This window comes from Streptosporangium sp. NPDC000095 (assembly GCF_042899335.1).
GTDB lineage: Bacteria > Actinomycetota > Actinomycetes > Streptosporangiales > Streptosporangiaceae > Streptosporangium.
Genome location: NZ_JBIAZS010000001.1, coordinates 171,747 through 194,855 on the forward strand (window position 1 = coordinate 171,747; position 23,109 = coordinate 194,855).

23 protein-coding genes are annotated in these 23,109 nt (G+C 70.2%); 8 read left to right on the forward strand and 15 right to left on the reverse strand.

Annotated features, from left to right (window positions below):
* The 5 genes from ACFY3V_RS00630 (at window position 1) to ACFY3V_RS00650 (ending at window position 5,745) form a co-directional block, all read left to right on the forward strand.
* The gene (locus ACFY3V_RS00630) at window positions 1-1,293 is read left to right on the forward strand and encodes an ABC transporter substrate-binding protein (RefSeq protein ID WP_389768638.1); all 1,293 of its coding nucleotides are present in this window, start codon (window positions 1-3) and stop codon (window positions 1,291-1,293) included.
* Window positions 1,294-1,412: 119 nt separating this feature from the next.
* The gene (locus ACFY3V_RS00635; protein WP_389768641.1) at window positions 1,413-2,855 is read left to right on the forward strand and encodes an aminopeptidase P family protein; all 1,443 of its coding nucleotides are present in this window, start codon (window positions 1,413-1,415) and stop codon (window positions 2,853-2,855) included.
* A gap of 120 nt (window positions 2,856-2,975) precedes the next feature.
* Entirely contained in the window at window positions 2,976-3,440 is a 465-nt protein-coding gene (locus tag ACFY3V_RS00640; RefSeq protein ID WP_389768644.1) for a MarR family winged helix-turn-helix transcriptional regulator, read from the forward strand.
* A 59-nt stretch (window positions 3,441-3,499) separates the two neighbouring features.
* On the forward strand, window positions 3,500-4,180 hold the full coding sequence (locus ACFY3V_RS00645) for an LppX_LprAFG lipoprotein (RefSeq protein WP_389768647.1): 681 nt from the start codon (window positions 3,500-3,502) through the stop codon (window positions 4,178-4,180).
* Between the two features lie 2 nt (window positions 4,181-4,182).
* Entirely contained in the window at window positions 4,183-5,745 is a 1,563-nt protein-coding gene (locus tag ACFY3V_RS00650; protein ID WP_389768650.1) for an MFS transporter, read from the forward strand.
* 162 nt (window positions 5,746-5,907) lie between these two features.
* On the opposite strand, the gene ACFY3V_RS00655 is transcribed toward ACFY3V_RS00650, so the two are convergent.
* Genes ACFY3V_RS00655 through ACFY3V_RS00670 form a run of 4 tightly spaced genes read right to left on the reverse strand, consistent with a single transcriptional unit; the run spans window position 5,908 to window position 8,378 of the window.
* A complete protein-coding gene (locus ACFY3V_RS00655; RefSeq protein WP_389768653.1) occupies window positions 5,908-7,194 on the reverse strand; it encodes an SLC13 family permease in 1,287 nt (428 codons plus the stop codon).
* Window positions 7,191-7,652 carry a CBS domain-containing protein gene (locus tag ACFY3V_RS00660; RefSeq protein ID WP_389768656.1) on the reverse strand — a complete coding sequence of 154 codons (462 nt, stop codon included), beginning with the start codon at window positions 7,650-7,652 and terminating at the stop codon, window positions 7,191-7,193. Before ACFY3V_RS00660 ends, ACFY3V_RS00655 begins: the two co-directional genes overlap by 4 nt.
* Window positions 7,653-7,696: 44 nt before the next feature.
* Window positions 7,697-7,999 (reverse strand): hypothetical protein, encoded by a 303-nt coding sequence (locus tag ACFY3V_RS00665; RefSeq protein WP_389768659.1) that lies wholly within the window; start codon window positions 7,997-7,999, stop codon window positions 7,697-7,699.
* Between the two features lie 34 nt (window positions 8,000-8,033).
* Entirely contained in the window at window positions 8,034-8,378 is a 345-nt protein-coding gene (locus ACFY3V_RS00670; RefSeq protein ID WP_362895176.1) for a hypothetical protein, read from the reverse strand.
* 173 nt (window positions 8,379-8,551) lie between these two features.
* Here ACFY3V_RS00670 and ACFY3V_RS00675 point away from each other — a divergent pair, with 173 nt between their 5' ends.
* Both ACFY3V_RS00675 and ACFY3V_RS00680 read left to right on the forward strand, forming a co-directional pair.
* Window positions 8,552-9,556: a histidine kinase gene (locus tag ACFY3V_RS00675; protein WP_350948242.1), complete on the forward strand. Its 1,005-nt coding sequence runs from the start codon at window positions 8,552-8,554 to the stop codon at window positions 9,554-9,556.
* Entirely contained in the window at window positions 9,553-10,248 is a 696-nt protein-coding gene (locus tag ACFY3V_RS00680) for a response regulator transcription factor (protein WP_350948241.1), read from the forward strand. The genes ACFY3V_RS00675 and ACFY3V_RS00680 overlap by 4 nt, the downstream gene beginning before the upstream one ends.
* 55 nt (window positions 10,249-10,303) lie before the next feature.
* On the opposite strand, the gene der is transcribed toward ACFY3V_RS00680, so the two are convergent.
* From der to ACFY3V_RS00735, 11 genes are all read right to left on the reverse strand, one after another.
* Complete coding sequence (der, locus tag ACFY3V_RS00685) at window positions 10,304-11,728, reverse strand: ribosome biogenesis GTPase Der (RefSeq protein WP_350948239.1); 1,425 nt, start codon at window positions 11,726-11,728, stop codon at window positions 10,304-10,306.
* The gene (gene cmk / locus ACFY3V_RS00690) at window positions 11,725-12,381 is read right to left on the reverse strand and encodes a (d)CMP kinase (RefSeq protein ID WP_362895179.1); all 657 of its coding nucleotides are present in this window, start codon (window positions 12,379-12,381) and stop codon (window positions 11,725-11,727) included. Before cmk ends, der begins: the two co-directional genes overlap by 4 nt.
* Before the next feature lie 262 nt (window positions 12,382-12,643).
* Complete coding sequence (locus ACFY3V_RS00695; protein WP_362895181.1) at window positions 12,644-13,726, reverse strand: prephenate dehydrogenase; 1,083 nt, start codon at window positions 13,724-13,726, stop codon at window positions 12,644-12,646.
* 34 nt (window positions 13,727-13,760) lie between these two features.
* Complete coding sequence (gene aroH, locus ACFY3V_RS00700; RefSeq protein WP_350948236.1) at window positions 13,761-14,120, reverse strand: chorismate mutase; 360 nt, start codon at window positions 14,118-14,120, stop codon at window positions 13,761-13,763.
* A 75-nt stretch (window positions 14,121-14,195) separates the two neighbouring features.
* On the reverse strand, window positions 14,196-16,130 hold the full coding sequence (locus ACFY3V_RS00705; RefSeq protein WP_362895185.1) for a pseudouridine synthase: 1,935 nt from the start codon (window positions 16,128-16,130) through the stop codon (window positions 14,196-14,198).
* Window positions 16,130-16,849 carry an SMC-Scp complex subunit ScpB gene (gene scpB, locus ACFY3V_RS00710; protein ID WP_362895187.1) on the reverse strand — a complete coding sequence of 240 codons (720 nt, stop codon included), beginning with the start codon at window positions 16,847-16,849 and terminating at the stop codon, window positions 16,130-16,132. The genes ACFY3V_RS00705 and scpB overlap by 1 nt, the downstream gene beginning before the upstream one ends.
* Window positions 16,842-17,675, reverse strand: coding sequence for a segregation/condensation protein A (locus ACFY3V_RS00715; RefSeq protein ID WP_350948233.1), 834 nt, complete (start codon window positions 17,673-17,675; stop codon window positions 16,842-16,844). Before ACFY3V_RS00715 ends, scpB begins: the two co-directional genes overlap by 8 nt.
* Before the next feature lie 30 nt (window positions 17,676-17,705).
* Window positions 17,706-18,653 carry a ParA family protein gene (locus tag ACFY3V_RS00720; RefSeq protein WP_350948232.1) on the reverse strand — a complete coding sequence of 316 codons (948 nt, stop codon included), beginning with the start codon at window positions 18,651-18,653 and terminating at the stop codon, window positions 17,706-17,708.
* 99 nt (window positions 18,654-18,752) lie between these two features.
* The gene (locus ACFY3V_RS00725; RefSeq protein ID WP_389770172.1) at window positions 18,753-19,679 is read right to left on the reverse strand and encodes a tyrosine recombinase; all 927 of its coding nucleotides are present in this window, start codon (window positions 19,677-19,679) and stop codon (window positions 18,753-18,755) included.
* A gap of 12 nt (window positions 19,680-19,691) precedes the next feature.
* Window positions 19,692-20,315, reverse strand: a complete 624-nt coding sequence (locus tag ACFY3V_RS00730; RefSeq protein ID WP_389770175.1) for an NUDIX domain-containing protein — start codon at window positions 20,313-20,315, stop codon at window positions 19,692-19,694.
* A gap of 80 nt (window positions 20,316-20,395) precedes the next feature.
* Entirely contained in the window at window positions 20,396-22,066 is a 1,671-nt protein-coding gene (locus ACFY3V_RS00735; protein WP_350948231.1) for a CTP synthase, read from the reverse strand.
* Window positions 22,067-22,252: 186 nt separating this feature from the next.
* Between ACFY3V_RS00735 and ACFY3V_RS00740 the strand changes: the two genes are divergently transcribed.
* On the forward strand, window positions 22,253-23,086 hold the full coding sequence (locus ACFY3V_RS00740; protein ID WP_389768671.1) for an acyltransferase: 834 nt from the start codon (window positions 22,253-22,255) through the stop codon (window positions 23,084-23,086).
* The last annotated feature ends 23 nt before the right edge of the window (window positions 23,087-23,109 follow it).

Consider the following 23,109-nt stretch of genomic DNA (forward strand, 5'->3'; position numbering starts at 1 on the left):
ATGGGAATCCCAAGAACCCCGGTCCGAGGCGTCGCGGCGCTCGCCGCCCTGGCCGCCCTGTCCCTGACCGTCACCGCGTGCGCCAGTGAGAAGGCCACCGGGGGCGGCGGGGATGCCTCCGTCCCCTCCGCCGTCGGAGGGGACGGTGTGAAGACGGGACCCGGCGTCACGGCCGACAAGATCACGATCGGTCTGATGACCGACCTCACCGGCCCGTACGCCTCGTTCGGCAAGAGCCTGACCCAGGCGCAGCAGCTGTACTTCGAGCAGGCGAACGCGGCCGGGGGCGTGTGCGGACGGCAGTTGGAGGCCCTGGTGCGCGACCACGGCTACGACGCGCAGAAGGCGGTCGCGGCCTACACCGAGATCGCCCCGAAGGTGGTGGCGCTCGCCCACGTCGTCGGCTCGCCCATGGTCAACGCGCTCAAGCAGCGCATCGAGACCGACCAGATGCTCACCCTCCCGCAGGCCTGGGCGACCGGGCTGCTCGGCAGCAGGGCCATCCAGGTCACCGGGACGACCTACGACATCGACATGATCAACGGGGTTGACTTCCTGACCAGGGAGAAGGGCCTCAGGTCCGGGGACAGAATCGGGCACCTGTACTTCGAGGGCGACTACGGTGAGAGCGCCCTCAACGGCTCCAAGTACGCCTCGGAGAAGCTCGGCCTCACGCTCGTGGAACAGAAGATCAAGGCCACCGACCAGGACATGAGCGCCCAGGTCGCCGCGTTCAAGGCGGAGGGCGTCAAGGCCGTCCTCGTCTCCGTCGGTCCGAGGCAGACCGCCTCGCTCGTCGGTGTCTCGCTCGCCAAGGGCATGGACGTGCCGTTCGTCGGCAGCAACTCGGCCTACTCCCCGCAACTGCTGCCCACTCCGGCCGGGCCCGCCCTGCTGAAGGACTTCTACTACATGACCGCCGGCACGCCGATCAGCTCAGAACTGCCCGCCCTGAAGAAGCTGGCCGCCGACTATACGGCGAAATATCCGGACACGGCCATCGACAGCGGCGTTCCTGCGGGTTACTCGGCGGCGGCGATCGTCGTCGACGCGCTCAAGAAGGCCTGCGAGGGCAAGGACCTGACCCGGGCGGCCGTGGTCGCCGCGCACCGCGGCCAGTCGGCCTGGGGCGAGGAGTTCGGCACGATCATGGACTTCACCACCTTCGACAGGCCCGCCTCGCTGCTGTCGTACGTGGCCAAGCCGGACAAGGCGGCCCTGGGCGGCGCGGTCGTCTTCGAGGAGGCCGCGACGTCCGACCTGGCCAGGGAGTACCGGGTCCCGGTGGGCTGACCCACGGTCCTCTGTGCTCCCCCGTGTCCTCCGTGCGGCCCGGTACGCGCCGGGTGTGCGGGCCGCACCGCTCCGGGCTAGCGTGGGGGCGACCAGAGACCTCCGCTCCCGGGAACACGATGACCCAGAAGCTCAACACCGGCAGCCACGACCTGCCGGTCTCCGAGGCCCTCGCCGCGTTCATGAACACCGGCTGGGCCGACACGCACCGCGACGACCTGGCCCCGCTGCCGCAGGCCGCCTACACCGCCAAGCGGCGCGCCGCGCTCGCCGCCCGCTTTCCCGGCGAGCGGCTGGTCGTCCCGTCCGGCACGCTCAAGGTCCGCAGCAACGACAGCGACTACCGGTTCCGGGCGCACAGCGCCTTCGCCTACCTCACCGGCGACCAGGAGCCCGACGACGTGCTGGTCGTCGAGCCCTCAGGGGAGGCCACGCTGTTCCTGCGCCCCCGCTCACCGAGATCGGCGCCGGGCGAGGCCGGGCAGGAGTTCTACCGCGACCGCCGCTACGGCGAGTTCTGGGTGGGCCGCCGCCCCGACCTGGCCGAGGCCGAAGCCCTGCACCAGATCGCCTGCGCGCCGATCGACAGGCTGGACGACGTACTCGGCGGACCGGCGCGGGTGCTGCGCGGGGTGGACGCGTCCGTCGACGCGCGGGTCTCCCCCGGCGACGGCGACGAGGAGCTGGAGACGTTCCTGTCCGAGATGCGACTGATCAAGGACGAGTGGGAGGTCGCCGAGCTGCAGTTCTCGATCGACGCCACCGTGCGCGGGTTCGAGGACGTGGTGCGGGCCCTGCCGGCCGCGCTGGGACACCGGCGCGGCGAACGCTATCTGGAGGGGGTCTTCGGCCTCCGCGCCCGCCTGGAGGGCAACGCGGTCGGCTACGACAGCATCGTGGCCTCCGGCGCCAACGCGTGCGTCCTGCACTGGATCCGCAACGACGGGCGGCTGGACGCGAACGAACTGCTGCTCCTCGACGCGGGTGTGGAGACCGACCACCTCTACACCGCCGACATCACCAGGACCCTCCCGCTTTCCGGGCGCTTCAGCCCGGTCCAGCGTCAGGTCTACGAGCTGGTGTACGAGGCCCAGGAGGCGGCGATCGCCACCCTGCGCCCCGGTGTGAGCTTTCGTGACTTCCACCGCGCGGCCATGAGGGTCATCGCGGAGGGACTGCACGACTGGGGTGTGCTGAAGATCGGCGCGGACGAGGCGATGGAGCCCGGTAGCGGCCTGTACCGCCGCTACACGCTGTGCAGCAGCGGTCACATGCTCGGCATGGACGTGCACGACTGTGCCAGGGCCCGCTCGGAGGTCTACCTGGACGGTGTGCTGGAGGAGGGACAGGTGCTGACCGTCGAGCCGGGCCTCTACCTGCAACCGGACGACCTCACGCTTCCGCCGGAGCTTCGCGGTATCGGCGTGCGCATCGAGGACGACCTGATCATCACCTCCGACGGCGCCCGCCTCATGTCGGCCGGGCTGCCCCGCCACCCCGACGAGGTGGAGAGATGGATGGACCTCGCCGCACAGCCACCACGAGCGAACGACGCCTTCTGAGGTAGATTCTGATCTATGACCGCGAAGCAAGCCCCGCCCGGCGAGCGGAGTGGTCGACTGGGGGGTGAACCCGTCGGAGTCGTGGTCACACGCGCGGTGAACGAAAGTGGTGAGCGGCCGGTGAAAGATCAGGAGCCTCGCTGGCTGTCCTCCGTCGAGCAGCGGGCATGGCGTGCCCACCTCGCCGCGCACAAGCTCCTGGAGCATCGCCTCGACCGTGAGTTCCAGCCCTTCGGGCTCTCGTTCAACGACTACGAGATTCTGGTGAACCTGTCGGAGACCCCCGGTCACCGCATGCGGATGAGCGATCTGGCGGAGGCCACGATCCAGTCCCGCAGCCGCCTGTCACACCAGATCTCCCGGATGGAGGCCGCCGGTCTGGTCACCAGGGAGACCTGCGCCGACGACAGGCGCGGCACCTTCGCCGTCCTCACCGAGCACGGCTGGGCCACCATCCAGAAGGTCGCGCCCCACCACGTGGCCGGCGTGCGCCGTCACTTCATCGACCTGCTCACCGACGACCAGCTGGTCGAGCTGGAAGCGGCGTACGCCCCGGTGGTCAAGCACCTCAAAAGCATCCGCTGACGCGAAACCGATACCGGTCGTTCCTCGTTAGTAGACCGGAAGGTCGTTACGATCCGCCCATGTCTGCTCGCCGGATCCTCATCACCGCGGTGATCGCCGCGTTATCCCTGGTCACCGCATGCAGTGGCGGCGGTGCCTCCGACGGCACGACAGCCCTTCCCAGCGGGGCGGATCTGGTCAAGAAGTCCGCGGAGGCGACGCGCTCCGTGAAGTCCGCCACCTTCTCCCTGGAGACCGAGGGCACCCCGCCTGTACCGGTCAAGAAGGCCTCCGGTCGTCTCAGCGGGACCGGCGACGCGGACGGCACCCTCCAGATCGACGTACTGGGCAGTCTCCAGGAGATCAACTTCGTGCTGATCGGGGAGACCGTCCACTTCAAGGGCGTGACCGGCGGCTTCCAGCAGATGTCGCGGAGCCAGCTGGCGGCGATCTACGACCCGTCCGCCATCCTCAACCCGGAGAAGGGCGTCGTACAGCTACTGACCAACGCGCTCGACGCGAAGACCCAGGCGGCGGAGAAGCTGGACGGCGTCGACACCTACCGGGTCTCGGCGACGCTCTCCCAGCAGGTGCTCGCCACGATGGTGCCCGGTCTCACGCAGAATGTCGACGCGGTGCTCTGGATCGACAAGGCCACCAACCGGCTGCTCAAGGCGGACCTGCCGCTGACCGACGGCAAGGTGATCGTGACCTTCGGCGACTACGACGTGCCGGTCCAGGTCACCGCTCCGGCGGAGTGACGGTGACCCACGCAGGGGCCCGCACCTCCTCGGGCGACGCCCTCCCCGCCCGGCGGCGGACCGCCCTCGGCGTCGGCGGCACCGCGGTGCTGCTCGCGGCCCTGGACGCCTACGTGGTGGTGACCGTCCTCGTCGACATCGCGAGGGACGTCGATGTCCCCCTCAACCACCTGGAGCGGGCCACCCCGATCGTCACCGGTTTCCTGCTCGGCTACATCGCGGCCATGCCGCTGCTCGGCCAGCTCTCCGACCGGTACGGCAGGCGCCCGCTCATCCATCTGTGCCTGGCGGGCTTCGCAGCGGGTTCGGTGATCACCGCACTGGGCGAGACCGTGCCCTGGCTCGTCGCGGGGCGGACCCTGCAGGGAGTGGCGGGCGGCGCGCTGCTGCCTATCACCATGGCCCTGATCGGGGACCTGTGGGAGGAGGACGAGCGCCCGGTGGCGCTCGGCGCGGTGGGGTCGGCCCAGGAACTCGGCAGCGTGCTGGGTCCCCTGTACGGCGCCGCCCTCGCCGCCCTCGTCCCCGCCGGGCTCCAGATCGGCGGCGTGCAACTCGGCGGCTGGCGGTCGATCTTCTGGTTGAACGTCCCGCTGGTGGCCCTGGCGGCGGTGGCCGTGCAGCGGTCGGTGCCGCCGCCCTCCCGCGACAGGGAACCCGGGGCGGGAAAGCGCGTCGACGTGGTGGGTGGGCTGCTGCTCGCGCTCTCGCTCGGCCTGCTCGTGGCCGGTCTCTACAACCCCGACCCCGGCCGGTCGGTCCTCCCCCCGTGGGGCATGCCCATGATCGTCGCCGGGGTCGTGTCCGGCGCGGCGTTCGTCGCCTGGGAGTGGCGCTCCGCGACCCGGCTGATCGACATGACGGGGGTGCGGCGCGGCCCGTTCTTCGCCACGCTCGGGGTGAGCTTCCTGACCGGCGCCGCGCTGCTGGTCACCCTGGTCGACGTGCAGCTGTCGGCGCAGACGCTGCTGGGGCTCGACAGCCTGGACGGCGCCCTGGTGCTGTCGCGCTTCCTCGTCGCGCTCTCGGTCGCCGCGCTGGTGGGCGGCGTGATGTCCCGCCGCTACGGCGAGCGCGCGGTGACGGTGCTCGGGCTCGCGGTGGCCACGGCCGGGTACGCGCGCATCGGTCAGTGGCCCCTGGACCTGGCCTCGGCCGGATACCGCATGGACGTCGACCTCGTCGTCGCCGGCCTGGGTCTCGGCCTGGTGATCGCCCCGGTCTCCTCCGCGGTGCTGCGGGCCGTGCCCGCCGTCCAGCACGGGGTGGCCTCGGCGGCGGTGGTCGTGGCCCGGATGATGGGCATGCTGCTCGGCGTCGCGGCGCTGTCCGCGTGGGGCTTCCACCGCTTCCAGTCACTCACCGCCGACCTGGACACGCCGCTGCCCTTCGGGGTGGACCCCGTCGTGTACGCCGGGCGGCTCGCCGAGTACCAGGAAAAGGTGAAGGAGGCGCTGCACATCGAGTACAGCGAGATCTTCCTGATCACGGCCGTCCTGTGCGGGGTGGGCGCGCTGGTCGCGCTGCTCCTGCCCCGCGGGTCCCGGCGGGCCGACCGGACCTGACCTCGACACCCGCGCCGACCGGGCACGAGCCGGAACCGGGCGCGGACCCGGCCGCGCGGGTCGAGATCGGAAGCGGACACGATCCCGAACCGGGCACGACCTCGACACGGACCGGCCCGGTTCCGGCCCCCGACGCGGACCGGAACCAGCCCCGCGAGGCGGTCAGGTGAAGTAACGCAGCCAGACGTACACCCACGCCATGAGCGTGCTCAGCACCGTCACCACGATCCCGTACTTGGTGAACTGCCAGAAGCTGATCGGGTGTCCCGTCCGCGCCGCGATGCCGATCGCGACCACGTTCGCGCTGGCCGCGACCGCCGTACCGTTGCCGCCGAAGTCGGCACCCAGCGCGAACGCCCACCACAGCGCCTGCCCGGTCGCCGGGTCGGGGGCCTGCGCCACCATCCCCTCCACGACCGGCGCCATCGTCGCGACGTAGGGGATGTTGTCGAAGAACGCCCCCAGCACGCTGGAGCCGAACAGCAGCGACGTCGCCGCGAGGAAGTAGTCGTCGCCGACCACGTTGATGGCCCACGTCCCGATCGTCGCGATCACACCGGTCTGCACCAGACCCGCGACCATCACGAACAGTCCCATGAAGAACACCAGCGTCGGCCACTCGACCTCCGCCAGCACCTCCGAGACCGACAGGCGCGACAGCAGGAGCATCACCCCCGCTCCCACGAGGGCGACGATGGACGGCTCGATGTGCACCACCGCGTGCATCCCGAACCCCACCACCACCACGGCGAGCACCGCCAGGCATCGCACGAGCAGACGTGGATCGGTGATCGCCCGCTTCTCCTGCAGGGCCATCACCGCCGAGACGTGCTCGGGGTTGTACTGGAAGGAGCTTCTGAACAACACCTTGGTCAGCAGGACGAACACCACGAAGATGACGACCACGATGGGTGCCATGTGCACCAGGAAGTCGTTGAACGTGAGCCCCGCCCGGCTGCCGATGATGATGTTGGGCGGGTCCCCGATGAGGGTGGCCGCACCACCGATGTTGGAGGCGAGCACCTCCGCGATCAGGTAGGGCTGCGCCGGGATCCGCAGCCGGTCGCACACGACCACCGTGACCGGCGCCACCAGCATGATCGTGGTGACGTTGTCGAGGAAGGGCGAGGCGATGGCTGTGATCACCATCAGCATGACCATCAGCCGGTACGGATCGCCCTTGGACCGCTTGGCGGCCCAGATCGCCAGGTAGTCGAAGATCCCCGTCTGCTTGATGATCCCTACGATGATCATCATTCCGAGCAGCAGGAAGATGACGTTCCAGTCGATGCCCTCGTGCTCGGAGAAGAAGACCTCCGAGCCCGGTATCAACCCCAGGACCGCCATCACACCGGCGGCGATGAGGACCACCTTGACCTTGTTGGCCTTCTCGGTGGCGATGAAGAAGAACGCGACTAGAAAGATCGACAGGGCGAGCAGGGCGCTCAAGACTCACCGAGACCGAAGACCGCCAGGCTGGTGAGGAGCCGCTCCAGCGTGATCGCCCCGATGAGTGAGGCGTCTCGATCGACCACGGCCACGATCGGGCTGCGCGTCCTGGCCATCAGCGCGGCCACCTCGAGCAGGTTCGCGCTCGCGGAGACGGTCACCGGCCTGGCGGCATCGCGCGGCAGGCAGTCGCCGACCGTGCGGTTGCCCAGATCCTGCCAGAACTGGTCCGCGTAGTCCTCGTCGATGGTCCTGGCGAGGGCGGGATCCTCCTGGTAGGAACCGGGCACGGCGAGCCGCAGCACCTGGGTGCCGGGGAGCACCACCCGGGGCCGCGAGAGGTCGTCCACGATGATGAGCCCCGGCAGGCGGCCGATCACCATGATCCTGACCGCCTTCGCGACGGAGTCACCCCTGATGACCGTCGGAATGGTCACCGCGATGTCGCGCGCTTGCATGGCACCTTCCCGTCGGAGGAGGTGGCGTACCGCGGGCGGTGTGCTCACGAGGCCCCTCCTGTGCTCCCTGTGACCCCTGTGGCCTTCGTGGCCCTGGCGATGTCGGCCATCCGTCGTTCGAGGGCGGCGAGCCTGTCGTCCACCGACCGGCTGTGCAGGACCTGCGCGATCTGGTCGGCCTCGTCCTGCTCCAGCGCGATGGCCTGCGCAGGCTCGTCGCCCGCGCCGTACACCAGAAGCCGCCGCGGTCCGTCGCCCTCCACCATGACCGCGAGTCGCTGGCCGTCTCGGGTGGCGAAGTGAAACAGGGTTCCCGTACCGGGTACGGTCGTGCGGGTGATGTCCATATCGGCGATCACTTCCTTCCACTCGTGGTCGCCGTCACGACGCGAGTCGTTCCGCCCAGCGGATCAGGTCCTCTCGGCGCCGCACCTCGACGCGGGTGATCGCCACCAGTGCCACCTCGACGCCCCAGTGGCGGGCCTCGTCGCCGGCCGCGCAGACGAGGTCGACCCGCTTGGACAGCCGGGACAGGTCGCGCCGCCCGACGTAGTCGCGGACCTCCGCCTCGACGGCGGCGAGTTTGGCGGCGTCCGGTGAGCCCGGGTAGGAGGCGCACGCCACGGGATCGGCGATGAAGGCTCGGGCGGCCGCGTTCACCGTGATCGTGACACCGTCGCGGGTGACGGCGTCCAGCCAGAGAATGCCGACATCGCTCGTACCCATAGCCCTCTCCCGTCTGCCGGTGCTCGCCGCCCTTTCATCCCATCGGTCCCACCTCTTCTCCGCCATTGGGGTCGGCACCCATCTGAGCAGGGGTGAAACATGTAGGGACGGCACAGGGGTATGGGAGACACCCCGAATGGACAGGCCCGTGCCGCAACGAGGAAGCTGGTCAGATGAGCGAACGCACCCACCGTCAAGCAGGGGCGCGCAGTCCGGGGCGCATCCTGTTCAGGCGGCTGTTCGCGATCAACGGGCTGGTCTTCACCGTCGGTACGCTGGTGCTCGCCCTCTCACCGGCCACCGTCTCCTCCCCGGTGCTCCTGACCGAGATCCCGGTGCTGACGGTCGGCCTGGCGGTGATCCTGACGGCGAACGCCCTGCTTCTGCGCACCAGTCTGGCACCGCTCGACGCGCTCACCGCCCTCATGCAGCGGGTGGACCTGCTGCATCCCCATGATCGGCTGCCCAGCGGCGGCAATCGTGATCTCGCCCACCTGATCGACACCTTCAACGCGATGCTGGACCGGCTGGAGGCCGAACGCAGCGCCAGCAGCGCCCACGCCCTCGCGGCTCAGGAGGGCGAGCGACGCCGCATCGCCCGCGAGCTGCACGACGAGATCGGCCAGAGCCTGACCGTGGTCCTGCTGAGCCTCAAACACGCCGCCAACCGAGCGCCTGAAGATCTGCGAGAGGACCTGCACGCGGTGCAGGAGAGCGTCCGCGCGAGCCTGGACGAGGTGGGGCAGGTCGCCCGCCGCCTGCGTCCCGGCGTCCTGGAAGACCTCGGCCTGCAGAGCGCCCTCAGCGCGCTGAGCAGCGATTTCTCCCAGAGCACCGGCGTTCCCGTGACACGCAGGGTCGAGGCGGACCTGCCCTCGCTGAGCGAGGACGTCGAGCTGGTCCTCTACCGCATCGCCCAGGAGGGCCTGACCAACGCGGCCAGGCACGCCAAGGCGTCCAGCGTCGAGCTGTCGCTCACCGTCCGGCCCGGCCTCCTGGAACTGCGCATCACCGACGACGGCCGCGGCGGCGTACGCCAGGACGGGGCGGGGATCCGCGGAATGCGGGAGCGCGCCCTGCTCATCGGCGCCCAGCTGACCGTGACCTCTCCGCAGGACGGCGGCACCGACGTCCGCCTCACCGTACCGGTCGCCGACACCGAACGGAGACCCTCATGAGCACTGTGACCCCCGGGACCCCCGTGACCCCTGTAAGCGTCTCGAGCCCCACCAGGATCCTGCTCGCCGACGACCACGCCCTGGTCCGCCGCGGACTGCGGCTCATCCTGGACGCCGAGCCCGACCTCACGGTGGTGGCCGAGGCCGCCAACGGCGCCGAAGCGGTGGAGGCGGCCACCCCCGAGGGGGTAGACCTCGCCATCCTCGACATCGCGATGCCTCGCATGACCGGCCTGCAGGCGGCCCGCGAGATCTCACGGCGCGCCCCCGGCATCCGGCTGCTGATCCTGTCGATGTACGACAACGAGCAGTACTTCTTCGAGGCGCTCAAGGCGGGAGCCTCGGGCTACGTGCTGAAGTCGGTGGCCGACCGCGACCTGCTGGAGGCGTGCAGGGCGGCGATGCGCGGCGAGCCGTTCCTCTACCCGGGCGCCGTCACCGCCCTGATCAGGCACTACCTGCAGCGCGACAGGATGGGGCAGAGCATGCCCGACAGCATCCTCACCCCGCGCGAGGAGGAGATCGTCAAGCTGATCGCCGAGGGCAACTCCGCCAAGCAGGTCGCCGAGACCCTCTTCATCAGCGTGAAGACCGTCGACCGGCATCGCGCCAACATCCTGCAGAAACTCGGCATGCGCGACCGCCTCGACCTCACCCGCTACGCCATCCGCGCCGGCCTGATCGAACCCTGACCCTCGGGAAACGACGAACGGCCCGGCGTGGGCCGGGCCGTTCGCGGTGAGGCTCTTACTTCTTCTGCCCCTGGCGCTTCTCGCGGATCTTCATGGTGACCTCGATGGGCGACCCGGCGAAGCCGAACTCCTCGCGGATCCGGCGCTCGATGAAGCGGCGGTAGGTCTCCTCCAGGAAGCCCGAGGTGAACAGCACGAACTTCGGCGGCTCCGTCGACGCCTGCGTGGCGAAGAGGATCTTGGGCTGCTTGCCGCTGCGGACCGGGGGCGGGGTCGCCGCGACCAGGTCGGTCAGGAAGGCGTTGAGCCTGGCGGTGGGCACCCGGGTCGACCAGGAGTCGAGCGCCTTCTCGATCGCGGGGACGATCCGGTCGACGTGCCAGCCGTTCTTCGCGGAGATGTTGATCCGCAGCGCCCACGGCACGCGGACGAGCTGGCGGTCGATCTCCTTCTCCAGGTAGTAGCGGCGGTCCTCGTCCAGCAGGTCCCACTTGTTGAACGCCACGACCATGCACCGGCCGGACTCGATCACCAGGGAGATGATCCGCAGGTCCTGCTCGGTCAGCACCTCGCTCGCGTCGATGAGCACGACCGCGATCTCCGAGCGCTCCAGGGCCCCCCGGGTGCGCATGCTCGCGTAGAAGTCGGCGCCCTTGAGCTCACGGTCGCGCCGCCTGATTCCGGCGGTGTCGACGAAGCGCCAGGTCTTGCCGCCGAGCTCGATCAGCTCGTCCACCGGGTCGCGGGTGGTGCCCGCCATCGGGTCGACGAGCACCCGCTCGGCGCCCGCCAGCTTGTTCAGCAGCGAGGACTTGCCCACGTTAGGCTTGCCGACCAGGGCGACCCTGCGCGGACCGCGCTCGGGACCGAAGCGCTGCTCGGGCGTCTCGGGCAGCTTGTCGAGGATCACGTCCAGCAGGTCACCGCTGGAGCGGCCGTGCAGGGCCGAGACCGGCTGCGGCTCGCCGAGGCCGAGGGACCACAGCCCGGCGGCCTCCAGCTCCATCTGCTGGTTGTCGACCTTGTTGGCGGCGAGGATGACCGGCTTGCCCGATCCGCGCAGCACGTGGCCGACGATCTCGTCCGCGTCGGTCACACCCACGACGGCGTCGACCACGAACAGGATCACGTCGGCCAGCTCGGCCGCGATCTGGGCCTGCTCCGCGATCTTCAGCGCCATGCCGGTCGCGTCGGGGTCCCAGCCTCCGGTGTCGACCACCGTGAACCGGCGCCCCCGCCAGGTGGCGTCGTAGGTGACCCGGTCGCGGGTCACCCCCGGCACGTCCTCCACGACCGCCTCCCGGCGGCCGATGATCCGGTTGACCAGGGTGGACTTGCCCACGTTGGGGCGGCCCACCACGGCCACGACCGGCTGCGGGGAGGTGTCGGGCCCCGCCTCCCGCTGCGAGCTGTCATCGGTCCCTGAATCGGCGAGCTCCGCGTCGATCCAGCCGTTGTCGTCGTCGTATTCCCCGGTCACGCTTTTTCCTTAATCACACGCAGTATTTCGGCGATGACCTCTTCGAGGTTCAGCGCCGTGGTGTCGAGCTCGACGGCGTCGGCCGCCTTCGCCAGCGGGTCTGCCTTCCTGGTCGAGTCGAGGGTGTCGCGGCGGGCCATCGCGGCCCGCTGGGCGTCCACCGTGGTGCCGCTCAGCTCCGCCGTACGGCGCAGGGCCCTGGCGTCCGCGCTCGCGGTCAGGTAGATCTTGACCGCGGCGTCGGGCGCCACCACCGTGCCGATGTCACGGCCCTCGACGACGATGCCGCCCTCGCCGATGATCTCACGCTGCTCGGCCACCAGACGGCGCCGCACCTCGGGCACCGCGCTCACCGCCGAGACGGCCGCGGTCACCTCCGCGGTGCGGATCGGCGCGAGGGCGTCGACGCCGTCGACCGCGATCACCGGCGCGTCCGGGTCGGTGCCCAGCGTGAGAACCGGGTCGAGCGCCCTGGCGGCGATCGCCTCGGGATCGGCGAGGTCGACGCCCCGCTGGAGCATCCACCAGGTGATCGCCCTGTACATCGCGCCGGTATCGAGATAACGCAGCCCCAGGGCTCGCGCCACTCCTCGCGACGCGCTCGACTTGCCGGATCCCGAAGGACCATCCATGGCGACGACCAGTCCGGTCACGACGCGCCTCTCCCTTACAGCCCGCTTCAATTGTCCGTACGAGGCTACCGGGAGGCGGGAAGGAACCGCGCATCGAACAGGGGCGCCCGCTCCGGAGATGAGCGGGCCTTACGGGACAGGCTCGCTCGGGACGCGGGATGCGTGAGGCCCACCCGGACATGAGCGGGCCTCACGAGAGATCACCCCGGAGTTCGGCGGCGGGCTCCGCCGAACCCTTGACGGATCGTCGTGCGAACACCGCGTGATCACGCAGGGGCGAGGATCACGGCAGGTGCCAGCCGTTCGCGCGCAGGGCCTCGGCCAGCGCCGTCACCGCCTCAGGCTGCACCCACAGATCGGCGGCGCCCAGCGGCAGGCCGGGGGCGTGCTCAAGCCTGACGTCCTCGATGTTGACGCCTGCCTCCTTGGCCACCTGGAACAGCCGGGCGAGCTCGCCGGGACGGTCGCCGATGATGACCTGGACGACCGCGTAGGTGCGCGCGGGACCACCGTGCTTGCCGGGAATCCTGCCCGTACCCGTGACGCCCCGGTGCAGCAGATCGGTGACCCGGGTCATCGCGCCGGAGTCGGCGGAGACCGCCGAGGCACGCAGAGAGGCCGCAGCGGCGGCGAGGTCGGCCGCGACAGCCTCCAGCACCTCGGCCACCGGCAGCGCGTTACCCGACAGGATCCCGGTCCAGAGCCTCGGGTCGCTCGCCGCGACGCGGGTGACGTCGCGCACCCCGGGGCCGGCGAGGCCGAGCGCGGTGACCGGCGCCTCCGCGAGGCGGGCGGCCACTGCCGAGGCGGCCACGTGAGGGGCGTGCGAGACGACCGCGACGGCCCTGTCGTGCTCCGCGGCGGCGATCCTGACCGCCTCGCCCCCGCAGAGCTTGACGAGCCCGTGCAGGGCCTCCACGGCGTCCGGCGAGGTCTCCTCGGTCGGGCACAGCGCCCACGGGCGCCCGAGGAACAGGTCCGCCCGCGCCGCGGCCGGGCCGGAACGCTCACGTCCGGCGAGCGGGTGCCCGGCGACATAGGTCGTCAGGTCGCAGCCGAGGCTCGCGGCCTCCCTGATCGGGAGCGCCTTGACGCTCGCCACGTCGGTGTAGAAACGGGCCGCTCCGGCGCCCTGCAGGGCGGCGAGCTGCCCGGCGACCGCCTGTGGCGGGACCGCGATGATCGCGATGTCCACGGTCACGCCCTCGGCCCACTCGACACCGGCGCCCAGCTCCCGCGCCAGCCGCAGGGATCCCGCGTCACGATCGGCCAGATGGACGGCCACGCCCTGCTCGCGCAGGGCGAGGGCGATCGAGGTGCCGATCAGGCCCGTACCGACGACCAGGACGCTTTCGAGGCCGCTCACGCGCGTTCCTCCGAAATGGTGACGCACGTGGGATTCACTGGGCGATGTCCACGCGAAGAGCGACCGCGCCACGAAGGTAGACGTGCTGGATGTCCTGGCGGGGCCGATCGACGTCGACGTGTGCCATCAGCCGCACCACGCGGGGCAGCGCGCCGGGAACGTCGATCTCGGAGGCGCAGATCAGCGGAACGTCGTGAAAGCCGAGCTTGCGGGCGGCCAGAGCGGGAAACTCCGCGGTGAGATCGGGCGTGGCCGTGAAGATCACGCTGATCACGTCATCGGTGGTGAGCCTGTTGCGCCCCATCACCTCCGTCACCAACTCGGTGACGCCGGAGAGGATCTCGTCCCGGTCGTTGGCACCGACCTGGATCGCTCCTCGGATCGCCCGCATCATCGCCGCACCTCCACTTCACCGCGCCGGATCACCCTCAGGGTGATCCGGCGCGTCTCAATACATGTTTCAGGAAGGCTACAACCCGACGGCGGCGTAGAGCTCTCCGACTTCCGTGAGGGTCAGTGCCCGGACGGTGCCCGGCTTGAGGCGGCCGAGCTTGACCGGGCCGAACTCGATGCGTGCCAGGTCGATGACCGGGTGCCCGACCTCCTCCAGCATGCGGCGGACGATGTGCTTGCGACCCTCGTGCAGCACGATCTCGACCAGAGCCTGCTGGCCGTGCTCCTGGACCAGGGCGAAGGAGTCGGCCTTGGCCAGGCCGTCCTCCAGCTCGATGCCCTTCTTCAGGCGGCGGCCGAGGTCGCGCTCGATCCGGCCGGGAACCTTCGCCCAGTACTTCTTCTGGACACCGTAGCTCGGATGGGTGAGCCTGTTGGCCAGTTCTCCGTCGTTGGTGAGCAGGATGAGGCCCTCGGTCTCGGTGTCGAGGCGGCCCACGTGGAACAACCGCTCGGTGCGGTCGGCCACGAAGTCGGCCAGCGAGGGGCGGCCGTCCGGGTCGGACATGGTGCTGACGACGCCGATCGGCTTGTTGATCGCGAGGTAGACCAGGTCGGGCATGGTCGGCAGGCGCTTGCCGTCGACGTGGATGACCTGCCTGGTGGGATCGACCCGGGCGCCGAAGCGGCGGACCACCTGACCGTCGACCGTCACCCGGCCCTCGCCGATCATGTCCTCGCAGGCCCGGCGGCTGGCGACGCCCGCCTGGGCGAGCACCTTCTGCAGCCGGATGCCGTCGGGGACCTCGGTGGTGTCGCGCTCGTCGGTGTAGTCGCGGTCGTAGAAGTCGGAGTCGCGCTTGGGCTGACGGGAGGTCTTGAACCGGTCGTTCGCGATCGTCCCCGGCCTGAGCGGCGCCTTCGCCTTGGGCGCGCGGCTGGCGGCCCGGTCGGAGGGTGCACGGCGCTCGCCGTACGCCTCGGCGCGGTTGCCGCCGATGGTCTGGATCTCGTCCCGGCGCCCGGTCCTGCCGAAGCGGCCACGGGAACCACCGGCGGGAGCGCCGCCGCGACCACGGTCGGAGCCGGGCCTGCCACGCGAGCCGTCGCGCTCCGCGCGGAAGCCACCGCGGTCGTCCCGACGCGGGCCGTCGGAACGGTAACCGCCCTGCGAACCACCGGAGGACGAGCCGCCACGATCGTCGCGGCGCGGAGCGTCGGAGCGGTAGCCACCCTGTGAACCGCCGCGGTCGTCGCGGCGGGGACCGTCGGAGCGGTAACCGTCCTGCGAGCCGCCGGAGGGCCGCTCGTACCGGCTCGGCGAACCGTCACGGTCGGCACGGAAACCACCGCGATCATCGCGGCGCGGAGCGTCGGAACGGTAGCCACCCTGTGAACCGCCGCGGTCGTCACGGCGCGGAGCGTCGGAGCGGTAACCGCCCCGCGAACCCCCCTGGGAGCCACCGGAGGGCCGCTCGTACCGGCTCCGCGAACCGTCACGGTCGGCACGGAAACCACCGCGATCGTCACGGCGCGGAGCGTCGGAGCGGTAACCGCCCTGCGAACCACCGAAGGACGAACCACCACGGTCATCACGGCGCGGGCCGTCCGAACGGTAGCCACCGGAGGACGAGCCGCCACGATCGTCGCGACGCGGGCCGTCGGAACGGTAGCCACCGGAGGGGGAGCCACCGCGGTCGTCACGGCGCGGAGCGTCGGAGCGGTAACCGCCCCGCGAACCCCCCTGGGAGCCGCCGGAGGGCCGCTCGTACCGGCTCCGCGAACCGTCACGCTCCGCGCGGAAACCACCGCGGTCGTCACGACGCGGACCGTCGGAACGGTAACCGCCCTGGGAGCCTCCACGGGAGGAGCCGGAGGAGGATCCGCCTCGGGAGGGGCCGCCCCGGAATCCACCGGACTGCGAGCCCCCACGGGGATTGCCACCGCGCGGGGCTCCGCCACGGCCTTGACCGCGTCCATCACCGGACGGGGTACTGCGCCTGTCGTTCACTACTTCTGCTCCTCTAGGGATTCCATGTCGTCGGGCAGGAAGGGCGCCAGTTCGGGAAGCTCACCGAGCTCCCGCAGGCCCATCCGCTCGAGAAAATACGAACTTGTCCGGTAGAGCACGGCTTGGCTCTCCGGTTCGGTGCCGGCCTCCTCGACCAGCCCTCTCGTCATCAGCGTGCGCATGACGCCATCGCTGTTGACACCGCGGATGGCCGCCACCCGGGCCCGGCTCACCGGCTGCCGGTAGGCGACCACGGCCAGGGTCTCCAGAGCGGCCTGGGTGAGGCGCGTCTGCTGGCCGTCGCGGACGAACCGCTCCACGAGCGGCGCGCACTCGGCCCGCGTGTAGAACCGCCAGCCGCCCGCTACCTCTCTCAGGTCGAAACCCCGCCCGGAAGCGGTATATTCCGCCGAAAGCTCACGAATCGCCCGGCTGATCTCGTGGACGGGCCGCTCCAGAACCTGGGCGAGAGTCACCTCCGCGACGGGCTCGTCGACCACCAGCAGGATGGCCTCCAGCCCGGCGCGCAGGTCCGGCTCGGCACTCGGGCCGACCTCGGCACGCGAACCGGCCTCTGCGCTCGGCCCCGCCCCGGCATTCGAACCGGGCTCGCCGAACGGTCCGGCCTCAGCGCGCGAACCGGGCTCGGCTCGCGCCTCGGGGTCGGCGTACGGTCCGGCCCCGGCACGCGGACCGGCCTCGGGTGCCAGGTCAGTCATCGGCGGGCTCTTCCTTCTGGCTGTTCAGGGTCTCGTCGTAGTCGTCGGCCACGGCGACGTCGCCGTCGTCGCTGCCGGTCCAGGTCACGTGCAACTCCCCGAGAGGCTCCACCTGCTCGAAGGAGACGGCGGCCTCCCGGTAGAGCTCCAGGACGGCCAGGAAACGCGCGACGACCTCGAAGGTGCCGGCGCAGTCGGAGGTGAGGGCCCGGAAAGTCGCCCGGCGCAACCGCCGCAGCCGCTCGACAAGGATAACCGCCTGCTCGCGGACATTGGCGAGCGGTTGGTAGATGTGGGCCACCGAGACCGACGGGGGCGCCTTGGGGGCGAAGGCCCGCCGGGCGATCTCCGCGAGGCGGTCGGGGCCGATGCCGAGGATCAACTCCGGCAGCAGGCTCGCGAACTCGGCCTCCATCGGCACCGTACGGGGGAAGCGCAGCGCCTCCTCGGCCATCCGGCCGGAGAAGACCTTCACGACCTCCTTGTAGGCCCGGTACTGCAGAAGGCGGGCGAACAGCAGGTCACGGGCCTCCAGGAGGGCGAGGTCCTCCTCGTCGTCGACCTCACCCGAGGGCAGCAGCCTCGCGGCCTTGAGATCGAGCAGGGTCGCCGCGACGAGCAGGAAGTGACTCGTCTGGTCCAGATCCCACTCCGGGCCCCTCGCCCGGATGTAGGAGATGAACTCGTCGGTGACCTGGCTGAGCGAGACCTCGGTGATGTCCAGCTTGTGCTTGGAGATCAGGCCGAGCAGGAGGTCGAAGGGGCCCTCGAAGACCTCCAGATGCACCTTGAAGGTGCCATCGTCGGTCTTCGGCGGCTCGGTCATCCCTCCATTGTCCCGCACCCGGAGGCGAGATCACTGCTCCAGCGCGGCCCACCTGGCCAGGACTTCCCTCGCCAGTTCGCGGTACGCGCTGGCGCCGAGCGAGGAGGAGTCGAAACTGGTGATGGGCTCACCGGCCACGGTGGCGTCGGGGAAGCGAACCGTCCGGTTGATCACCGTGTGGTAGACCTTGTCGTCGAACGCCTCGACGACCCGGGCCAGCACCTCGCGGCCGTGCAGGGTGCGCGCGTCGTACATGGTGGCGAGCAGGCCCTCGATGACCAGCTCGTCGTTGATGCGCTCCTGCACCTTGATGATGGTGTCCATGAGCAGCGCGACACCGCGCAACGCGAAGAACTCGCACTCCAGCGGCACCATGACGCCGTGCGCGCAGGCGAGCGCGTTGATCGTGAGCAGGCCCAGCGAGGGCTGGCAGTCGATCAGGCACACGTCGTACTCGGGCAGGAGGGGTTTGATCACCCGGCCGAGCACCTGCTCACGGGCGACCTCCGTGACGAGCTGGACCTCGGCGGCCGACAGGTCGATGTTGCTGGGCAGCAGGTCCATGCCCTCGACGCCGGTCTCCAGCAGCACGTCCCTTGCGGTGATCTGCCGCTCCATGAGGAGGTTGTAGACCGTCAGGTCGAGCTGGAGGGGGTTGATCCCGAGGCCGACCGAGAGGGCGCCCTGCGGGTCGAAGTCGACCAGCAGGACCTTGAGCCCGGCCTCCGCCAGCGCGGCGCCCAGGTTGATGGTGGTGGTCGTCTTGCCGACGCCGCCCTTCTGGTTGACCATGGCGACGACCCTCGCCGGCCCGTGCACCGTGCGCGGGGGCGGGTCGGGGAAGACCGGTCGGGGACGTCCGGTCGGGCCGAGGACTCCCCCACTGCGAGGGGTCCCGGCGGTCTTGGTGTCGCCCCAGGGATTCTCGGGGTTTGCCGGGGTCGCTCCCCGGATAGAACCGTCGGCGGTCACAGTCACCAGTCGAACCTCCCTGACGGCCTCTAACCGGACCGTCCGGACGGACACTATGGCGTCAACACGTATGCGGCAAGGCGGCACGCCCGGACATAAGCAAGGTCAATCCCGCGTGCGCGAATGCGCCGCGGCATAGACCTCGCGGAGCTTGTCGACCGTGACCTGCGTGTAGACCTGGGTGGTGGTCACCGAGGCGTGGCCGAGTAGTTCCTGAACCACCCTAACGTCCACACCCCCGTCAAGGAGGTGAGTTGCGAACGAATGTCGCAACATATGTGGCGACACTCCTTCGAGCCCGCCACGCTCGGCGGCGCCCTGAAGGACCTCCCAGGCGCCCTGGCGGGTGAGCCGCCCGCCCCTGGCGTTGAGGAAGAGCCCCGAGGTGCCCCGGCCGTGTGAGGCGATACGGGGCCGCGCGCGGGTGAGGTAGGCGCGCAGCGCCTCCTCCGCGAAGCCTCCCAGCGGCACCAGGCGGGTGCGTCCGCCCTTGCCTCGCAGGCACACCCGCCGGGCCTCGGCACCCAGCTCGACGTCGTCGACGGCGAGCCCCACGGCCTCGGAGATGCGCGCGCCGGTGCCGTACAGCAGTTCGAGCAGCGCCCGGTTACGCAGTGTGAGCGGGGCTCCGTCCGGTCCCGAGGCGGCGATCAGGCGCTCGACGTCGCGGACGCTGATCGCCTTGGGAAGCCGTCTGAGCTGGCGCGGCGAGCGCACCTCGTAGGCCGGGTCGTGCCGGCAGACGCCCTGGCTCAGCGCGAAGCGGTGCAGGCCGCGCACCGCGGAGACGGCCCGCGCCGCCGAGGCGGCGACGAGGGCCTGGTGCTCGCCGTCGCCTTCCCTGAGCGCCGCCACGAAGGCGGCGACGTCACCCTCGGCGATCTGGCCGAAGGTGACGTGGCCGCGCTGCTTGAGATGTTCCACATATCGCAGGAGGTCACGGCGATAGGAGGCCAGGGTGTTGGCGGCCAGGCCCCGCTCCACGGCCAGGTGGGCGAGGTAACTGGAGAGGACGGCCTCCGTCTCGCTCAGGGTGTCCTCCTGTCATGCCTCCGGTGCGTCGGCGGGCCGCAGTGAGGCGAATCCATCCGCCGAAGCGGCGTATGCGGCGAGAATACCGGTCACGGCTTGGGAATTGTGGATCATTCCCGCCATGGCACGCCGAACCGCGTCGGACAGGGGAATCCACACCACCGGCATGTCGGCCTCCTCATGCCGGTGGACGAAGTCGAGCTCCCCTTCGGGGATGGGGCTGACGTCCCTGGCGAGGAAGATCCGGGTGCGCTCGTCGCTCATTCCCGGCGAGACGAAGGTGTCGACCAGCGTGTGCCAGGTGTCCGCCCGGTAGCCCGCCTCCTCGGCGAGTTCGCGGGCCGCCCCGACCCGCAGGGGCTCACCCTCGACGTCGCGCAGCCCCGCGGGCAGCTCCCACAGCAACCGCCGTACGGGGTGGCGGTACTGGCGGATCAGCAGGACCCGGTCCCTGTCGTCGAGGGCCACGACGGCCACGGAGCCCGGGTGCAGGACGTAGTCGCGGTTGACGACCTCTCCGTCCGGCATCACGACCGCGTCGGTGACCCCGGTGATGACACGGGCACGGAAGTGCTCGGTGGAGGAGACGACCTTCCATTCCTCGCAGGCGTCCACGACCTCCAGATCGTCCCTCACCTCCTGAGCCACCGGGATGTCCTGTCTCCTGTCGACCTCGTGGGCCTTCCGGTCCTCCCCGGCACCCGCTCGCGAACTGCTCACTTTCCCCGCCCCGCCTTGGCGACGGTGCCGCGGATGTCGGCGTACGTGAGGGCGGCACCGATCAGGCCCTTGAACAGCGGGTGCGCCCGGGTCGGCCGGGAACGGAACTCCGGGTGCGCCTGGGTGCCGATGAAGAAGGGATGGATGTCGGCGGGCAGCTCGGCGTACTCCACCAGGCGTCCGTCGGGCGAGAGGCCGGAGAAGACCATGCCGGCCTTCTCCAACTGCTCGCGGTAGGAGTTGTTGACCTCGTAGCGGTGGCGGTGGCGCTCGTCCACCTTCGCCATGCCGTACAGCCGGCGGGCGAGCGTGTCCTCCCCGAGCCTGGCCGGGTAGAGGCCCAGCCTCATGGTGCCGCCCATGTCGCGCTCGCCGGAGACGACGTCCTCCTGGTCGGCCATGGTGGAGATGACCGGGTGGGTGGTCTCCGTGTCGAACTCGGTGCTTCCCGCGTCCTCGATGCCCGCCAGGTTGCGGGCGGCCTCGATGACCATGCACTGCATGCCGAGGCAGATGCCGAGCAGCGGGATCTTGTTCTCCCTGACGTGCCGGATCGCGCCGACCTTGCCCTCGATCCCGCGTACGCCGAAGCCGCCGGGGACCAGGACTCCGTCGACGCCGTCGAGCTCGCGGGCCGCGCCCTCGGGGGTCTCGCAGTCGTCGCTCTTCACCCAGCGGATGTTGACGCGGGCGTCGTTGGCGAAGCCGCCCGCGCGCAGCGCCTCGGTGACCGACAGGTAGGCGTCGGGCAGGTCGATGTACTTGCCGACGAGCGCGATCGTGACCTCGTTGGCCGGGCGGTGCACCCGGCGCAGGAGCTGCTCCCACTCCTTCCAGTCGACGTCCCTGAAGGGCAGGCCCAGGCGGCGCACCACGTAGGCGTCCAGGCCCTCGGAGTGCAGGACCTTGGGGATGTCGTAGATGCTGGCGGCGTCGATGGCGGAGACGACCGCGTCCTCGTCCACGTCGCACATCAGGCTGATCTTGCGCTTGAGCGAGTTGGTGATCGGCCGGTCGGAGCGGCACACGATCGCGTCGGGCTGGATGCCGATGCTGCGCAGCGCGGCGACCGAGTGCTGGGTCGGCTTGGTCTTCAGCTCGCCGCTCGGCCCGATGTACGGCAGCAGCGAGACGTGGAGAAAGAACACGTTGTCACGGCCGACCTCGTGGCGGACCTGACGGACGGCCTCCAGGAAGGGCAGCGACTCGATGTCGCCCACGGTGCCGCCGACCTCGGTGATGACCACGTCCACGTCGGGCCCGGCCATCGACCGGATGCGGTCCTTGATCTCGTTGGTGATGTGCGGGATGACCTGCACGGTGTCGCCGAGATACTCGCCGCGGCGCTCCTTGGCGATGACGTTGGAGTAGACCTGGCCGGTGGTCACGTTGGCCGAGCCGTGCAGCTCGGTGTCGAGGAAGCGCTCGTAGTGGCCGACGTCGAGGTCGGTCTCCGCGCCGTCGTCGGTGACGAACACCTCACCGTGCTGGAACGGGTTCATGGTGCCGGGGTCGACGTTGAGGTAGGGGTCGAGTTTCTGCATGGTGACCCGCAGGCCGCGCAGCTTGAGAAGGCGCCCGAGGCTGGAGGCCGTCAGTCCCTTCCCGAGACTGGAGGCGACGCCGCCGGTGACGAACAGATGCTTGGTGTGTGCGGCGCTGCGCAAGAAGGCTCCCGTGGTCGTTACAGATCGTCGGCTCACCCTTGTGAATGGCCTACAGGTCCACGGGCTCTCAGAATATCAAACGGTGCAGGCGAACTGCCCGAACAACCCCCCACCCGCATTTTTCTCAAACCCAACCAAGCGGTAATTTGATCCGTTATGTCACTTCATGGTGTGGTAAGGCGGGCCATGGGCAGCCTCGTGCACCGGCTCTGGGCAGCTGTTCGCGCGGCCGGCACCATCACCCCCGTCAGCCCCGCCGGATACCGCTTCAGGCGCCTCGGCGAGGGCGCCTGCCTGTCGTTCCCGCCTGGAGCCATCTTCGGCGAGGCCTGGATCGAGATCGGCGACCACACCCTGATCGGCGAGCGGGTCTCCATCTCCGCGGGGATGGGTCCCGGGGTGGACCTGGGCCCGGACTCGATCGTACGGATCGGCGGAAGCTGCTCCATCGGCAGGGGCACCCACATCGTGGGCCACCAGTCGATCGACATCGGCGACGACGTCTTCACCGGCCCGTACGTCTACATCACCGACCAGAACCACGTCTACGACGACCCCGAGGCACCGATCGGCCGCCAGTGGCCGCGCAACAACCCGGTGTCCATCGGGTCGGGATCGTGGCTGGGCACCGGCGCGATCATCCTGCCCGGCACCCGGATCGGCAGGCAGAGCGTGGTGGCGGGCGGGGCGGTGGTGCGCGGGGAGTTCCCCGACCACAGCGTGATCGCGGGCATCCCCGCCAAGGTGGTGCGCCACTACGTGCCCGGCCAGGGCTGGCTGCCACCCCACCTGGACACCGTGGAGACTGCGGAAACAGTGGACGCCGTGGAAACGGCGAGGACCGTGGAGGTCACGAGGGTCGCGGAGGTCGCGGAGGTCGTGGAGGGCACAGAGGGCACAGAGGGCATGGAGGTCATGGACCTCGGGGCCTCGGGGGCGGCGGAGGGCATCGACACCGAGACCGGAGTGATACCCCGCGAGGGGACGGATCGGGATCGATCGACGGCCGGTAACCGTTGAAGGGGGAGAGAGACACTACGGAG

Bases quoted from the DNA above. Each gene is read 5' to 3' on its own strand.
- ACFY3V_RS00630 (WP_389768638.1), top strand. From the start codon at position 1: ATGGGAATCCCAAGAACCCCGGTCCGAGGCGTCGCGGCGCTCGCCGCC.
- ACFY3V_RS00635 (WP_389768641.1), top strand. From the start codon at position 1,413: ATGACCCAGAAGCTCAACACCGGCAGCCACGACCTGCCGGTCTCCGAG.
- ACFY3V_RS00645 (WP_389768647.1), top strand. From the start codon at position 3,500: ATGTCTGCTCGCCGGATCCTCATCACCGCGGTGATCGCCGCGTTATCC.
- ACFY3V_RS00660 (WP_389768656.1), bottom strand. From the start codon at position 7,652: ATGCAAGCGCGCGACATCGCGGTGACCATTCCGACGGTCATCAGGGGT.
- ACFY3V_RS00665 (WP_389768659.1), bottom strand. From the start codon at position 7,999: ATGGACATCACCCGCACGACCGTACCCGGTACGGGAACCCTGTTTCAC.
- ACFY3V_RS00670 (WP_362895176.1), bottom strand. From the start codon at position 8,378: ATGGGTACGAGCGATGTCGGCATTCTCTGGCTGGACGCCGTCACCCGC.
- ACFY3V_RS00675 (WP_350948242.1), top strand. From the start codon at position 8,552: ATGAGCGAACGCACCCACCGTCAAGCAGGGGCGCGCAGTCCGGGGCGC.
- ACFY3V_RS00680 (WP_350948241.1), top strand. From the start codon at position 9,553: ATGAGCACTGTGACCCCCGGGACCCCCGTGACCCCTGTAAGCGTCTCG.
- aroH (WP_350948236.1), bottom strand. From the start codon at position 14,120: ATGATGCGGGCGATCCGAGGAGCGATCCAGGTCGGTGCCAACGACCGG.
- scpB (WP_362895187.1), bottom strand. From the start codon at position 16,849: ATGACTGACCTGGCACCCGAGGCCGGTCCGCGTGCCGGGGCCGGACCG.
- ACFY3V_RS00715 (WP_350948233.1), bottom strand. From the start codon at position 17,675: ATGACCGAGCCGCCGAAGACCGACGATGGCACCTTCAAGGTGCATCTG.
- ACFY3V_RS00740 (WP_389768671.1), top strand. From the start codon at position 22,253: ATGGGCAGCCTCGTGCACCGGCTCTGGGCAGCTGTTCGCGCGGCCGGC.